Annotated in this window: 18 protein-coding genes; 10 read left to right on the plus strand and 8 right to left on the minus strand. The window is 53.9% G+C overall.

The window, feature by feature from the left end; genetic code table 11:
* The first annotated feature begins 52 nt into the window (after positions 1–52).
* Positions 53–1,207, plus strand: coding sequence for an S-methyl-5-thioribose kinase (mtnK, locus tag KNP77_RS04240; RefSeq protein WP_214888788.1), 1,155 nt, complete (start codon positions 53–55; stop codon positions 1,205–1,207).
* The gene (gene mtnA / locus KNP77_RS04245) at positions 1,204–2,238 is read left to right on the plus strand and encodes an S-methyl-5-thioribose-1-phosphate isomerase (RefSeq protein WP_214888791.1); all 1,035 of its coding nucleotides are present in this window, start codon (positions 1,204–1,206) and stop codon (positions 2,236–2,238) included. Before mtnK ends, mtnA begins: the two co-directional genes overlap by 4 nt.
* A 108-nt stretch (positions 2,239–2,346) precedes the next feature.
* On the opposite strand, the gene KNP77_RS04250 is transcribed toward mtnA, so the two are convergent.
* The gene (locus KNP77_RS04250) at positions 2,347–2,829 is read right to left on the minus strand and encodes a GNAT family N-acetyltransferase (RefSeq protein ID WP_131490276.1); all 483 of its coding nucleotides are present in this window, start codon (positions 2,827–2,829) and stop codon (positions 2,347–2,349) included.
* 79 nt (positions 2,830–2,908) lie between these two features.
* On the opposite strand from KNP77_RS04250, the gene KNP77_RS04255 reads away from it, so the two are divergent.
* On the plus strand, positions 2,909–3,289 hold the full coding sequence (locus KNP77_RS04255; protein WP_071398449.1) for a VOC family protein: 381 nt from the start codon (positions 2,909–2,911) through the stop codon (positions 3,287–3,289).
* A 31-nt stretch (positions 3,290–3,320) separates the two neighbouring features.
* On the opposite strand, the gene KNP77_RS04260 is transcribed toward KNP77_RS04255, so the two are convergent.
* Entirely contained in the window at positions 3,321–3,626 is a 306-nt protein-coding gene (locus tag KNP77_RS04260; RefSeq protein ID WP_070328289.1) for a winged helix-turn-helix transcriptional regulator, read from the minus strand.
* Between the two features lie 117 nt (positions 3,627–3,743).
* Here KNP77_RS04260 and KNP77_RS04265 point away from each other — a divergent pair, with 117 nt between their 5' ends.
* The 7 genes from KNP77_RS04265 (at position 3,744) to KNP77_RS04295 (ending at position 8,967) form a co-directional block, all read left to right on the plus strand.
* Positions 3,744–4,235, plus strand: a complete 492-nt coding sequence (locus KNP77_RS04265; protein WP_070328288.1) for a lactoylglutathione lyase family protein — start codon at positions 3,744–3,746, stop codon at positions 4,233–4,235.
* A 2-nt stretch (positions 4,236–4,237) separates the two neighbouring features.
* Positions 4,238–5,218, plus strand: coding sequence for a zinc-binding dehydrogenase (locus KNP77_RS04270; protein ID WP_070328287.1), 981 nt, complete (start codon positions 4,238–4,240; stop codon positions 5,216–5,218).
* Positions 5,219–5,267: 49 nt separating this feature from the next.
* Positions 5,268–6,326 (plus strand): threonine aldolase family protein, encoded by a 1,059-nt coding sequence (locus tag KNP77_RS04275; RefSeq protein ID WP_214888794.1) that lies wholly within the window; start codon positions 5,268–5,270, stop codon positions 6,324–6,326.
* Between the two features lie 262 nt (positions 6,327–6,588).
* Positions 6,589–7,785 carry an NAD(P)/FAD-dependent oxidoreductase gene (locus KNP77_RS04280; RefSeq protein WP_483297948.1) on the plus strand — a complete coding sequence of 399 codons (1,197 nt, stop codon included), beginning with the start codon at positions 6,589–6,591 and terminating at the stop codon, positions 7,783–7,785.
* Positions 7,786–7,802: 17 nt separating this feature from the next.
* Positions 7,803–8,360 (plus strand): hypothetical protein, encoded by a 558-nt coding sequence (locus tag KNP77_RS04285; protein WP_214888799.1) that lies wholly within the window; start codon positions 7,803–7,805, stop codon positions 8,358–8,360.
* 80 nt (positions 8,361–8,440) lie between these two features.
* Entirely contained in the window at positions 8,441–8,581 is a 141-nt protein-coding gene (locus tag KNP77_RS04290; protein ID WP_251138914.1) for a helix-turn-helix transcriptional regulator, read from the plus strand.
* A gap of 14 nt (positions 8,582–8,595) precedes the next feature.
* Entirely contained in the window at positions 8,596–8,967 is a 372-nt protein-coding gene (locus tag KNP77_RS04295) for a YidH family protein (RefSeq protein WP_021066029.1), read from the plus strand.
* A 43-nt stretch (positions 8,968–9,010) separates the two neighbouring features.
* On the opposite strand, the gene KNP77_RS04300 is transcribed toward KNP77_RS04295, so the two are convergent.
* The 6 genes from KNP77_RS04300 to KNP77_RS04325 form a co-directional block, all read right to left on the minus strand.
* On the minus strand, positions 9,011–9,511 hold the full coding sequence (locus KNP77_RS04300) for an SRPBCC family protein (protein ID WP_214888805.1): 501 nt from the start codon (positions 9,509–9,511) through the stop codon (positions 9,011–9,013).
* 88 nt (positions 9,512–9,599) lie between these two features.
* A complete protein-coding gene (gshAB, locus tag KNP77_RS04305) occupies positions 9,600–11,885 on the minus strand; it encodes a bifunctional glutamate--cysteine ligase GshA/glutathione synthetase GshB (RefSeq protein WP_214888808.1) in 2,286 nt (761 codons plus the stop codon).
* Positions 11,869–13,197, minus strand: a complete 1,329-nt coding sequence (locus tag KNP77_RS04310) for an MATE family efflux transporter (RefSeq protein ID WP_070328279.1) — start codon at positions 13,195–13,197, stop codon at positions 11,869–11,871. Before KNP77_RS04310 ends, gshAB begins: the two co-directional genes overlap by 17 nt.
* A 131-nt stretch (positions 13,198–13,328) precedes the next feature.
* Positions 13,329–13,763, minus strand: a complete 435-nt coding sequence (locus KNP77_RS04315; protein WP_214888811.1) for a hypothetical protein — start codon at positions 13,761–13,763, stop codon at positions 13,329–13,331.
* Positions 13,764–13,939: 176 nt separating this feature from the next.
* Positions 13,940–14,404 carry a hypothetical protein gene (locus KNP77_RS04320; protein ID WP_070328277.1) on the minus strand — a complete coding sequence of 155 codons (465 nt, stop codon included), beginning with the start codon at positions 14,402–14,404 and terminating at the stop codon, positions 13,940–13,942.
* Entirely contained in the window at positions 14,401–14,610 is a 210-nt protein-coding gene (locus KNP77_RS04325; protein ID WP_070328276.1) for a helix-turn-helix transcriptional regulator, read from the minus strand. The genes KNP77_RS04320 and KNP77_RS04325 overlap by 4 nt, the downstream gene beginning before the upstream one ends.
* Between the last annotated feature and the right edge of the window lie 111 nt (positions 14,611–14,721).

Here is a 14,721-nt window from a genome sequence, read left to right on the forward strand (position 1 = left end):
CGCGGAGAAAGGGGCTTTTTTTGTGGGGAATATACCGAAAGGGGAAACAGACATGGCTTATCAACCATTTACAGAACAGACAGTCGTCGAGCACGTCAGAACGTTAGGGTTACTCGAAGATGGGGGCATCGCGCATTGCGAGGAGATCGGGGACGGCAACTTGAACCTCGTCTTCCGCATCCGTCAAGGCGAAACGAGCCTCATCGTCAAGCAGGCGCTACCGTATGCGAAAGTCGTCGGCGAGAGTTGGCCGCTCACACTTGAACGGGCGTGGATCGAGCAGCTCGCGTTGCGCGAATTCGCCAGCGTCGTCCCGCGTTTCGTCCCGGTCGTTCTCGGCAGTGACCGGACGCTCGCCTACACGATTTTAGAAGACTTGTCCGACTTTGATATCGTCCGGACGGGCTATTTGGAAGGGAAAACGTATCCTGAACTCGCCCGTCACATCGGTGAGTTTTTAGGACAGACGTTGTTTGAGACGTCAGACTATGCGGCCGGCCCGATTGAGAAGAAGCGGAAAGAACGGGATTATTACAACCCGGAACTGTGCGACATCACTGAAAAACTAATCTTCACCGATCCGTACAAAGATGCCGAATCGAACAACATCGAAACCGCGCTCCGTCAGGACGTCGAAGCGCTTTGGCGTGACCAGAAATTGAAAGTGGAGGTCACGAAACTGAAAGTCGGTTTCGTCACGAAACACGACGCGCTCTTGCACGGGGACTTACATACAGGCAGCATCTTCGCGACGCAACAAGAGACGAAAGTCATCGATCCGGAGTTCGCTTTTTATGGACCGTTCGGCTTTGACATCGGGCAAATTGTCGCCCATTTGACGCTATCGACGTTCCATGACCCACTCAAACGGTTCGAGCGGTTCACCGACGTATTGACGGTATGGGAGACGTTTGAGAAGACGTTCCGGACGAAGTTTGAGACGGCGGTCGAACCGTTCAACACGGACGGATTCGTCGATGAACTACTTCAAACCATCTTTAGCGACACGATTGGCTATGCCGGATGCGAACTGATTCGCCGCGCCATCGGCCTCGCCGGAGTCAATGACCTCGAGACGTTACTGGAAACGGTCCGGCTCGAACGGAAACGGGAAGCGCTCACGCTCGGCACGACGCTCATTAAACAGCGCCACGATGTCCGGACAATCGATGAATTAGTGACGCTGTTAGCGGGGGTACGCGTATGACAGTCCAAAACATTCGCTTCGAACCGTCCCGGGACGAGCTCGTCATTTTAGACCAAACGTTACTGCCCCATGAGGAGCGGTACGTGACGATCGCGACGCTCGAACAGGCGGAGCACGCCATCGAGACGTTACAAGTCCGAGGCGCGCCGGCCATCGCCTATTTCGGCGCATTCGTGCTCGCGAAAGAAGCGGTCCGGCTTCAAGATGACCCGGACTTCACACGCCGGCTCGACCTCGTCGGCCGTCGGTTGATCGCGACGCGGCCGACGGCGGTCAATCTTCAAAACGTGATCGAGTCACTTCTCGGGCTGAACGTCGGCGACGACTTTGAAAGGATCGCGACCGACATCAAACATCGGGCCATCGCGCTGTTCGAGCGAGACGTCGACACGTATCGGGCCATCGGGGAGCATGCGCTCACGGTGCTGCCAGCAGGGGGGAACGTCTTAACGATCTGTAACGCCGGGGCGATCGCGACGTCGCGTTACGGGACTGCGCTCGCTCCGTTTTACGTCGGGAAAGAGCGAGGTATCGCGTTTAACGTCTTCGCTTGTGAGACGCGGCCGCTCCTCCAAGGGGCACGCCTGACCGTCTGGGAACTCGACCAGGCCGACATCGACGTCACGCTCATCACCGACAATATGGCCGCTTGGACGATTCAGGCGAAAGGGGTCGACGCCATCATCGTCGGCGCTGACCGCATCACACGGACGGGTCACGTCGCCAATAAGATTGGCACGCTTCAGCTCGCCGTCCTGGCTAAACATTACGGGATCCCGTTTTACGTCGCGGCCCCGCACACGACGTTTGATTTAACGGCGGACGATGTGATTCAAATCGAGGAGCGGAGCGCGCTAGAAGTGACCCATATCGGCGGACAACCGACGGCGCCGGTCGGGATCACCGTCTTTAACCCGGCGTTTGACGTCACACCGCCTGAACTGATCACCGGACTCATCACCGAAGCGGGCGTGTTCGAGCCGAATGAAGCAGCGATCACACACCATGTAGGGGGAACGGTTCACGTGTGAAACAGCAGCTCCGTACTTGCCCGAACGATGAAGTGTGACCGTCTTGGTATGAGACGGGAATGGCCAGATTTACTTGGTCGACAAAGGCACCGGGCAGCAGAAAAGCCCTCAGAATCTATCCTGAGGGCGCTTTTTGCGTTCTAATGCGATGAAGTCGAACGTACTCCCGTTCGTGTCTTGTTGAAACGAAGCCACTTGTCGAAACCCGCAAGCTTCATACACGCGAATCGCCCGCGCGTTGAACGTGGCAACCGACAAGGTGATACGATTTGGGTCGAACGTAGATTCGATGAAATCAAGAATCGAGGTAACGAACGCTCGTCCGGTCCCGTTTCCGGTCAGACCTGGCTTCATGCCTAAACCGAGGTCAATCGTATCGGCGTCTGTTTGATGCACGCTAACGAAACCGACCAGTTCGCCATCGTTCGTGATGGCGAATACCGATTGCCCTCGTTGTTCGGTGTCTAAAAACTCGGCCAAGTCGTCTTCGTCAGCCTCCATATCGTAAAAAGCATACTCTCCATCGTAATGCCAACTGAAGGCGATTGTTTCGGCCTGCGCTTGTGTCATCAAAGCGAACTTATATGTCATAGTGATTTCCTCGTTTCAAAAGGATAGATAGGTGCTACACTTTCGATAGTACCATCAATTCAAGAAGTGAGGTGACCACATGGGAATCAAACTAGATATGGTCGGCATCGTCGTCGAGGATATGAAGCGAGCGCTCGACTTCTATCGGCTGCTCGGACTGTCGATTCCAGTATCAATGAACGGGGAAGCGCACGTTGAAGTTGACGAAGGCGGCGTCCGGCTCGCCTTTGACACAGTCGAGGTCGCGGAGTCGGTGTATGGGGAATGGAAACCGGCATCGGGGCATCGGGTCGAGCTCGCTTTCCTGTGCGACAGCCGTGAAGCGCTCGATACACTGTTTGAAGCTATCTTCAAACAAGGATACGTGATTCATCGTGAGCCGTGGGACGCGTTTTGGGGACAACGTTACGCCATCGTCGTCGATCCGGACGGGAACCTCATCAGCCTATTCGCGTCATGACAAAACCCTCGCCGGAAAACTTGGCGAGGGTTTATTCGTCTCGGGTTTCGCCCCAAGAGCAGAGCGCCTTCATCGCTGGTTGCAGGCTAAACGCCTCCTCGGTGAGGGAGTATTCGACGTGGAGCTGTTTGTCGGTCGAATAGTCGTCGCGTCGGACCATGCCGAGCTGTTCGAGTTCGCGCAGTTGGTCGGTCAACACTTTGCGGCTGACGTCGGGGATGGCGCGCTGAATCTCCGAGAAGCGGCGCGGGCCGGTCTCGAGCGTGCAGTACACTTGTGGACGCCATTTACCGCCGATGATGTCGAGTGCCTTGTTGACGGGGAACGGGGTCGTCATGTTCAGTTCGCCTCGCTTTCGGGTAGTTACTTCAATGTGCGTACTTTTTTTCTTGCTACGATGAAGGTATCTTATCGTTATCGACCCAAATGAGCAACCAAAAAGGAGCGGATCAATTTGACTTATCCACGTACATTCTCACATATCGGGCTATCAGTCCCCAGTGTGACGGAAGCAGTGAAATTTTATGAAGACGTGATGGGCTGGTACACGATCATGCAACCGTCGGACGTCGTTGAGGATGACTCACCGATCGGCGTCATGTGCACCGACGTGTTCGGCCCGGGCTGGGGCAAGTTCCGCATCGCCCACATGTCGACCGGTGACAAGATCGGCATCGAGCTGTTCGAGTTCCCGAACAACGAGAAACCGGAGAATAATTTCGAGTTTTGGAAAACAGGCATCTTCCACTATTGCGTCCAAGACCCAGACATCGAAGGGCTCGTCGAGAAGATTGTCGCCCACGGTGGCAAACAACGGATGCCGATCCGCGAGTATTACCCGGGCGATAAGCCGTACCGGATGGTGTACTGTGAAGATCCGTTCGGCAACCTCGTCGAGATCTACTCGCATTCGTATGAACTGACATATTCGGAAGGAGCGTACTAATCATGAAAGCATGGCTACTTGAACAACCTGGCCTAGATAATATGAACCTCGGGGACATCGAACGACCGACCCCGGGAGCGGGCGAACTGCTCATCAAAGTCGAAGCGGTCGCCTTGAACCCGGTCGACTATAAAGTCGGCACGAACGGCAACCCGAACTGGGCATACCCGCACATCCTCGGCGTCGACCTCGTCGGCGAAGTCGTCGAAGTCGGATCGAGCATCGCCAACATCATCACCGGCTCCCGCGTCGCCGTCCATACGAGTCTCGCGAACAACGGAGGCTTCGCCGAGTACGCTGTCGTCGACGCCCGTGCTTGTGCCGTCGTACCGCAAGACGTGAGCGACGAAGCGGCAGCAGCCATCCTCTGTGCCGGCATGACGGCGTATGAAGCAGTCATGCAGAAGCTGAACACGCGCGACAAAGAGACGATTCTCGTCCACGCCGGAGCGGGCGGGGTCGGCGGCTACGCGATTCAGCTCGCGAAAAAGCTCGGTCTCAAAGTATTCACGACGGCATCGCCGGAAAACTTTGATTGGGTCACATCACTCGGTGCCGACGTCGCAATCGACTACAACGTCGAGGACGTGACGGAACGAATCATGGAACTGACGGACGGCCGTGGTGTCGATCTAATTTTGAACACGGTCGGCCGCGACGTGGCAACAGCCGATCTCGATCGCCTCGCGTTCAGCGGACAGCTCGCTCATATCGCCGGTCCGCCTGACATGTCGAACATGAAAGGGTTCACGCTGTCACCATCGATCCATGAAGTCGCCCTCGGTGCGGCCCATGCGAGCGAAGACGAGCGTGCGATTCGCAACTTGGCGTATATGGCCGAGGAGTTGATGAAACTGCTCGAAACGGGTGAACTGAACGACCTCGTCACCGACGTATTGCCGTTCGACCGCTTGAAAGACGGACTCGAACAGCTTCAGACGCGGAAAGTACGAGGCAAGTTGATCGTCCGCGTACGCGACTAAATCTTGGCCTCTTGTCTCGTGACAAGGGGCTTCTTTTGGAGGGGATGACATGGATTTACGGACGTCATATCAACAGACGACGCATCAACTGAGCGGGCACGGGAAACGGAACGTCGGCGTCTTAAAGCGCGCGTTTGAGCAAGCCGACCCGGAGCAAACGAGCGACCATTATGGGACGGGCGAGGTCATCGAACAATTTGAACAAAAGCTCGCCACGCGGCTCGGGACGGAAGCCGCTGTCTTCTTTCCGAGCGGCACGATGGCACAACAGATCTCCTTACGCATCTGGTCGGACGAGACAGGGAATCGAAGCGTCGCCTATCACCCGCTCTGTCACTTGGAGATTCATGAACAAGACGGGTTGAGACAGCTGCATCACCTCGAGCCGCTTTTGATCGGGGGAGCGGACCGATTGATGACGCTTGAAGAAGTGAAGGCGTTACCGGACGTCGCTTGCCTGTTGGTCGAGTTGCCGCAACGTGAGCTCGGCGGTTATTTGCCGCCGTTTGATGAGCTTGAAGCGATCAGCCGGCACTGCCGGGATCGGGGGATTCATCTGCATCTCGATGGGGCCCGCCTGTTCGAGACGTTACCATATTATGAGAAGACGGCCGAAGAAGTATGCGCCTTGTTCGATAGCGTCTACGTCTCGTTCTACAAAGGGATCGGCGGTGTCGCCGGGGCGATTTTGGGCGGACCGAAAGCGTTCTGTGACGAGGCAAGAATCTGGAAACGGCGCTATGGCGGCGACTTAATCGGCTTATACCCGTACATCATCCCGGCCGACTACTACTATGAGCTCAGGAAAGACCGAATGGGAACGTACTACGAACATGCCAAAGCGCTCGCAACCCAGTTCAATGCGCTCGACGGTGTCTGGACGACGCCGGATGTGCCGGTGACGAACATGTTCCACCTTCATATGAATGGGGACGCAGAAACTGTCTCGAATTGGATCGAGCGTGTCCAAACGGAGACAGGCATCGGCATCACCGGGTACGTCGTGCCGCATGACGGTCATTGTTCGACCGAGATCAGTGTCGGGGATGCGTTTTTAGACATCGATACGTCTCGGCTCGACAAGTTGTTCGAGGTACTCTCCCATTAACAATGGCCAAAGCCTATCGAGGACAATGTCTCGAGTGCGAATACAAAGTAGAGCGGACGAGTGAAAATCATTAACCCCATTATACCCCCTATGGTATAATGGGGTTAATCCGTTCCACGTCAAATGAGTAGTGCCTTCTATGCCGTTTCAAAGTGGCACTCATTTCATAAAATCTATGCGCTTTCAAATATATTTAAGACGTGGGAAGTTTATTGGTTTGACGTAATTAGTCGGTCATCTATGGGAATGAAAGGGGAATTGCATGATGCGTACACATTATCGAGTTGTCATCGTCGGAGCAGGCACCGGAGGGATCAGCGTCGCTGCGCGCCTGCTTCGTGAAAAACATCATTTAGCCGATGAGGTTTTGCTGATCGATCCTGAAACGAAACACTACTATCAACCGCTTTGGACGCTCGTCGGAGCCGGAGCCGCGAAAAAAGAAGAGTCGGAGCGAGACATGGCGACACTCATCCCAAAAGGTGCGAAATGGCTTCAGGACAAGGTGGTCAGCTTCGACCCAGAAGCCAATCAAGTCGAGACGGCTGTCAACGGGACGATTTATTACGACTACTTGGTCGTCGCGTCGGGGATTGAGATCGATTGGGGTCGGATCAAAGGGTTAGAAGCAGCGCTTGGGACGAAACAAGTATGTAGCAACTACTCGTATCAACACGTCGACTACACGTGGGATACCCTTAGGGGTTTTGAGGGCGGGACCGCGTTGTTCACGCACCCAGCATCACCTGTGAAATGTGGCGGGGCCCCGCAAAAAATTATGTATATGGCGGAAGACTACTTTGTGAAAACAGGTGTCCGCGATAACAGTAAAATCGTCTTCGGATCGGCCAATCCGGCTATCTTTGACGTTGCTAAATATCGGACGGCGCTCGAAAAAGTACTCGAACGAAAACGGATTGACACACATTTCCGTGTCAATTTAATTGAGATCAAAGCAGACGACAAAGTCGCTGTCTTTGAACAGTTAGATAGCGGTGAAACGTTCGAGGTGGGCTATGACATGCTTCACGTCACGCCACCGATGCAAGCACCGACATTCATTCGAGAAAGCAAGCTTGCCGATGCGGGTGGATGGGTCGATGTCGATATGTACACGCTTCAACATAAACAGTATAAAAACGTCTTCGGACTCGGCGACTGCACGAATTTACCGACGTCGAAGACCGGGGCCGCGATTCGGAAACAAGCGCCCGTCGTCGCTAAAAATGTGGGTGACCTCATGTATGGCCAAGTCCCAGTCGCGTCGTATGACGGCTACTCGTCTTGCCCGATCGTCACAGGCTACAACAAACTCATCTTGGCCGAGTTCGATTATGAGAAAGTACCACAAGAGTCGATGCCGTTCAATCAAGCGAAAGAACGCCACAGCATGTATATCTTGAAAAAAGACTTTCTTCCAGTCATGTATTGGAACGGGATGTTGAAAGGGACGATGTGAGAAAGGGGGAGAAGACGATGGAACGTACACCAACGAAAGAACAGACACTAGAATCTGTGTTGACGCGGCCGGACGTCGAGCAAGCGCTCGTCTCCCTCGTCGAACGATTGCCCGAGATTGAGAAGTCGCTTCGCCGCCTCGAAGACGCCGTCGATTTCGGGATGGCAACGATGAACGATCAACACGTGAAAAACAAACTGGACTCGCTCCTCGACTCATCGAATTTACAGGTCGAGACGCTCGAGGCGGCGGTCAAACTCGTCGAGAAGTTGCCGATGTTGCTCCAGGTGACGAACCAGCTTGAACAAGTACTCGCCTTCGCACAAGACGTCTACGCGGACGAGCAGACACGAGAACTGATCGGTCAACGGGTCGATGAATACGTCGCACCGGTAAAAGAAAAAGCCGACGCCACGCGTACGATGCTCACCGAAATCCGAGCACGGGCCGAACGCGACGACCGCAATATCACGTTGTTCTCGCTCGTTCGTTGGCTGAAAGAGCCATCGGTCCAGCACGGCCTCAAGTATATGCAGGCGACGGTCGAAGTATTGTCCGAACAAACAAAAAAATAATGAACCGGTCCGGACGTGAATGCATCACGTCCGGTTTTTGTATGCTCAAATAGTTGGCAATAATTACCCGTGGGGGTATGATGGAAGAAGGAAGTGAGTCGGAAATTGTACGTTTGACGACGCTCGGGTATGGCAATATCGAGATTGTAGAGAGACTCGGCATCAGTCCGAAGACGGTCGAGTTATGCTTAAAAAATCGGTTGATCGACTACGACGGCTAGAAAGAGGGGAAGTTATGAAACTAGATTTAGAGAAGACGGTCGATTCACAGTACATTCAACAGCACCTCGCCAACGAGCGGACGTTCCTCGCCTGGATCCGGACGGCCATCACCGTCATCGGGATCGGCTTCCTCGTGACGAACTTTCACTATTATCGGAGTGAGAATTTGAGCGGAGCCGAGCACCAACTGATTACGGCGATTGGCATCTTGTCGATCATCTTTGGCATCGCGACGATCCTCGTCGGGACACGGTCGTATTTGAAAAAAGTGCATACAATCAACTCGCAGCAGTTCAAGTCGGCGAAGATGAGCCTCGTCGCGCTCGCCATCGGGATGGTGTTCATCTTCACGCTCATCTTGATCGTCAGTTATTTTCTGTTTTAAGGGAAAACCGCCCGCATCTCAACCGAGGTGCGGGCGGTTTTGGTTATCTCGACACGATGGTGTCGAGACGATCGAGCTGTGACGAAAAACCTTCGACGGCGCCCATCTCAACGACTTGCTTGAGGGCCGCCGCGTCTGTGAACTCGGAGCGGCTGACGAGCAAAGTCCCGTTCGGAATGTCGACAAATTCGTTCGTGATTGTCATGACCGGCAACTCAGGATTGACGTTCCCAGCCTCGTCCGAAAATGCATCTGTGTAGACGATACGGGAATGGGGGTCAATCTCAAGGAACGTCGATTTGCCCCACGATTCCATCCCGAAATAATCACCTTGATCTTTGTCGACACACTTCATGCAATAATGCCACGTCCCACCCGGTTCAAACTCGAACGAACGGATGTCTGTTTTCCATCCAGCCGGTCCCCACCACGCCTCTAAGTGAGCCGGGCTAGAGAATGACTCGAACACGAGCTCGCGTGGTGCTTTGAAACTCCGTTCAACAACCAATGTCGTACCTTCGACGTGCGATTTGACCGTTCCCATTTGAAAGACTCCTCTCTAGAGAAAGTACGGTACACCGACTTGACACGATGTAGTCCTTATTCCCGAATTGAGCGTCCTTTCAACCTGATCAGCCAAACAACAAATCGAGCACCGTCTCACCGATCGGACGTTCTTTCCCTTCGTACGGGAAGGAATGGATGTGGATGGCCGGGTTGAAGTTCAGTTCGATGATGCCGTAGTCGTTTTCTGCGTCAAGCGACGGGATCATCATATCGACGCCGCAAATCGTGGCACCAATCGCTTTCGCCGAATCGACCGCGACCTGTTTATAAAAGTCAGTGATTTGGTCCGTATAGTCGATGCTGTCGCCGCCCGTGCTGATGTTCGAGTTTTCACGCAAGAAGACGCGCTCGCCGTCAGCGAGGACGCTGTCAGGGGTCTTGCCTTGCGGACGCAGGAACGATACGACGATGTCGTCGATGTCGATTTTCTCGAGCGGCGTCTTATAACCTTTGCCGCGGAGCGGGTCCTCATTTTTCTTCGCGACGAGCTCGCGGATCGTCGAGACACCGTCCCCGGTCACGTTCGCCGGGACGCGGTGCAAGATGCCGGCGACCTTATCACCGATGACGAGGAAACGATATTCTTTCCCCGGTAAAAACGTCTCGAGCAAGACGACGTCGTCGAACGTGTTGGCATGACGGAACGCTTCGAGCGCCTCGTCGAGCGTCGTCCCGTCTTTGAAGATGTGGATGCCAATCCCGAAGTTCGTCGATTTCGGCTTCAGGACGATTGGCTGAGCGGAAAACTCGGACCAGACGTTACGCAAGTCGTCTTCACTGCGCAACTCGACACCCCCAGGGACGTGGATGCCGTGTTCGGCGAGCACATGTTTTGTCACCGTCTTGTTTTCCATCATCAGCACCGACACGTAGTTATCTTTCGACGTTTTCGTCGCTTGTCTGACGTACTCGACCCGATTGCCGTGACGAAGACGGATGAATTGGTCGTCCCGGTCGACGACATCGACCGCGTAACCTCGTTTTAAGGCCGACTTCATCAAAATTTGCGTCGACAGTTCCATGTCCGTATAGCCGTGCATCCGGAACCGGTTGGCGAACGCATCTTCATAATACGTCTCGGCTTGGCGGAGTGACCAGGTCGTATAGCCTTCGTCGGTCATGACTTTTGTCAGCCGGGCCGAGTAGGTCGCTTCGACGTTGTTAATCCGTTCCCGGACGGACGCGAAGACGTCAGCAAAACCGAGGTCGTGTTGCGCGTTGAACGACTCGATGTCAGCGACGAGGTCACGGGCGAACGTTTGCAGAGCGACCGGCTCGCCATCACGTTCGAGGACGAGTGACGGCGATAGTCCCTCTTTGGCGACGAGCTGTTGGTTACGGAACGCCTCGGCTTGCCAGTCCGCGAAGTCAGTCTCGTCTTTCAACGCTAAATAGAGCAAGAAGACGTGCAGGAATCGCAAATCATCGAGTGCGATACCGGTCTTCTCGAACGGATTGAGGTCGATGTTGCGAATCTCGATATAATCGATGCCGTTCTTCTCGAGCCGGTCGAGGTCATTTCCGCCGCGTGACGTCTTCAGTCGAATCGGCGAGTACAGCTCGTTCGGGTTGGCGATGTCGCCTTTGGCGATCAACCGGCGGACGCTACTCGCATAGTCTGGGAGCGTCGCATAGTTCGGATAGAGCGGTTCGACGTTCGTATAACCGCAGTCACTATTTCGGTACGACAGCGCCGTCGTATTCGAGTAGACGTCCTCGTTCAACGCCTGCATTTGGCTGACGCAACGTTCCTCGTAGCTCGTATGGACGGCAGGCGTTCCGCCGAGCAAGTAGACAGCGAGCCAGCGCAGGCGCAAATAGTTGCGGACGAGCTTCAAATAGAGCTCGTTTTTGAAGCGGTCATATTGCTCGGGAGACCCTTCATATAACGCGGCGATCAACTCGTCCGAGAACGAGAAGTTGAAATGGATCCCGGAGATGAGCTGTTTTTTCGCTCCGTACTTTTGAAGCAGATGTTCACGGTAACGGCCGGCCTCAATACCGGAACTGCCGAAGTCGGCGAGCGGGATGACGCCGCCGTCCGGCAACGGGCACGGCATCGACTGTGGCCAAAGCCGCTCGTCGCCGATATTTAGCGCCGTGATGTCATAAAGCGTCTCTAAAAAGTTATGTGCCGCTTCGACGGTCGGGAACGTCGGCGTGATCAGTTCGATCTGGCTCTCGGAAAAATCGGTCGTAATATACGGGTGCGTCGCTTTGTCGCCGAGACTTGACGGATGTTTCGTCACGGCGAGCGTCCCGTCTGTTGTCACACGTAGCATTTCGCGTTCAATCGCGAACCGTCCGCTCGTGAGAAGTTGCTTGGATAATTGCTTAAATCGCTTCTGCAAGTGAAGTCACTTCCTTTTTCTTTAGTCGAACAAATAGTGCCGAGACGAGCCCTTTAACGATGCTCGAGATGGCGATACTCCACCAGATGGCGTCGATGCCGAGATACGGCTCGAGGAGGATAGCGAGCGGGATCCTAGCGACGGTGAAGACGATAGAGATCATCGCCGGGATCTTCGGTAGCCCGAGTCCGGAGAAATAACCGTTCCCGATCATCTCGAGCGAGGCGAAGATGAGGGAGACGCTGATGATACGTAAATAGCTGGCCCCGATTTCAATCGTAGTCGGATCATCGACGAAGGCGCGGATGAGCACGTCCGGGAAGAAGAGGAATACGAGCGTGATCAGCCCGGTATAGAGCATACCGAGGTGCGTCGTCACGCGATACCCTTCGTGCACGCGTTCAATCTGTCGGGCGCCGATATTTTGGCCGGTATAGCTCGCGATCGCCCCGTTCAGTCCGCCGATCATCATGTAGGCAATCGACTCGATTTGTAGGCCGATGCGCTGGGCGGCGATCGCTTCCGTCCCGTATGAACCGATCATGCGGGCGAGAAAGATACTGATGACGGTAAAGAGGACGCGTTGGGTCGCCATCGGGAAGCCGAGGCGAACGATCTCTGTATAGTCCGCGCGAACGGGTTCGACCGTCTCGTCCCAGTCAAAGAGCGCGCGAGCCCGATGCCAGAAGAAGCCGAACATGACGGCGTTGGCGACGAGTGTCGCCAGACCGGCCCCGAGCACGCCGAGACCGAGCGGATAGATGAAGAGCGGCGACAAGATCATGTTGAGCGTGACCCCGGTCGCATTGATCCGCATCGCCGTCGTCGTATTGCCGAAAGCGCTGAATATGCGGGCGTACAGCAAGTTGAAGAACGAGAACAACAGCATCGGTGCGCTTACGAGCAAGTAGCTGTAAGCGAGCCGCTCGACGGTTGGTGCGTTCATATTCAAAAAGCCAATCAGCGTCTGACCAAAGGCGACGAGGAGCGTCAAGAAGAACAGGCCGAGGACGAGGTTACCTCGTTTTCCGGCCTTGACGTAACGTTGGATCAACTGTTGGTCCCGCCTGCCAACGGCTTGCGACACTTTGATGCCGGCGCCGACGACAAGTAACGATTGAATCGCCTGGCCGAGCATAATATAAAAACTGGCCGCACCGATACTGGCGACGGCGTCGCTACCGAGCGCACCGACCCAAAACATATCGACGAGACTATACGTGAACTGTAAGAGCGAGCTGCCGACGAGCGGAAGGGCGAGCGCCAAGATGACGCTCTGCACACGTCCGGTCGTCAAATCGACGGTTTTCACAAGACAAGACTCCTTCAACGAATTAGTATATAACCATTTAGTTATATATAAGCACGACGAGACAAAATTGGCAATCACGACGCCCGACTCGACGAAAAATCGACACAAAAAAAGGAATTCGAGGTGAATTCCTAACCGAGTTTTGGTATCACAAAAAAGCGTTTCTTGTCTTTGAAACTTAAAACTTGTTCAAATTCTTCGCCTTCATTGCGCCATTTGATGCGTAACGTGTACTCAGAAGAGTCTGTTGGGACTTCACCAAAATAAATAAATTCCGTTTGGTCCGTAGCTGCCAAGTCGATATATTCATGAGGAGACCAATCTAAATCGCCCGTCAGGAGTTGTCCATCTCTATAAAAATCAAGAGCGGTGATGTCGCCCTTCATCCCGTCCCAGTACAGCTGACCTCGCCAAATATTCTTAATCGAGTTCCCGACATCGTATTCCGCTTCCCATTGTCCATCACTTGAGCCTGCATATAGCTTTGAAGGCAACGTAAGCGAAACGCCGATCCAAACCAGCAGAATCAATCTGAGGACCACCAATAATCGTGTTGGTGTATTCATAGCAATGACCTCCACTTTCACATTGTGATGATGTTATATTCTGTAATCGATAAATATAACCCTCTAAAGGACATGTGGTTTTGACACCGGCACGTGCAAAAGACAAAACTGACCAAAATGGCATATGTCGCGCCACTTTAGTCAGTCATCGGCTTCATCGGTTTGGAATGAATTTCTTAATGAGTATAGGCCCGAATCCAAGTCGTCATGTAAACGAGCGTCGAGATGATGAGTGTCGAGGCGAGCGCGTAGATCGGGTAGGTCGGGAGCGCGTCTTCGAACAGCGGATAAAACATGAACGACGACATGAGCAGCGGCACCGATATTCCGAATGAGACGTAGGCCGCTTTCGTCGCTTTCGCCGTGATCACTTGTTCGCGTTCATCGACGTCACTGAACTCGGTCATCCGGATCGACCATTTCCAAAAACTCATGTCGCGATTTGGTCGGGTGTTGAACGAATAGACGCTCCATACAATAAAGAAGCCGACTAGCAACAACAGCGGCACCATGTTAAATTCGATTTCGAATCGCTCGGTTTCAATAACCGTGGTCACATCGGACACGAACGAGCTGAATAGAAATGCCATCAAGATGTACAGGATAATGCTGGAGATGGACTGAATGACGACATGTTTCAAATTGTTTCCTCCTCAATCGTAAAAATCGATTCGACCGGTTCCTCGAACACGCGGGCGATTTGCATCGCCAGCAGGAGCGACGGGGTGTAGCTCCCTTTCTCGAGCGAGATGATCGTCTGTCTCGTCACACCGACCTTGGCCGCAAGGTCGCCTTGTGTCAATTGATGCCGGGCCCGCAACTCTTTGACGCGATTGACTAATGGCATGGTGCCACCTCATTTCTTGTTTCTAGTTATAGTGTAAAGTAAACTTTACTTAATGTAAAGCTGACTTTACTTATTTGCGGGTGGTACAATAGAACCAAATGTGGAAGGGGG

The organism is Exiguobacterium sp. s142 (assembly GCF_018618455.1).
Taxonomy (GTDB): Bacteria; Bacillota; Bacilli; order Exiguobacteriales; family Exiguobacteriaceae; genus Exiguobacterium; species Exiguobacterium aurantiacum_A.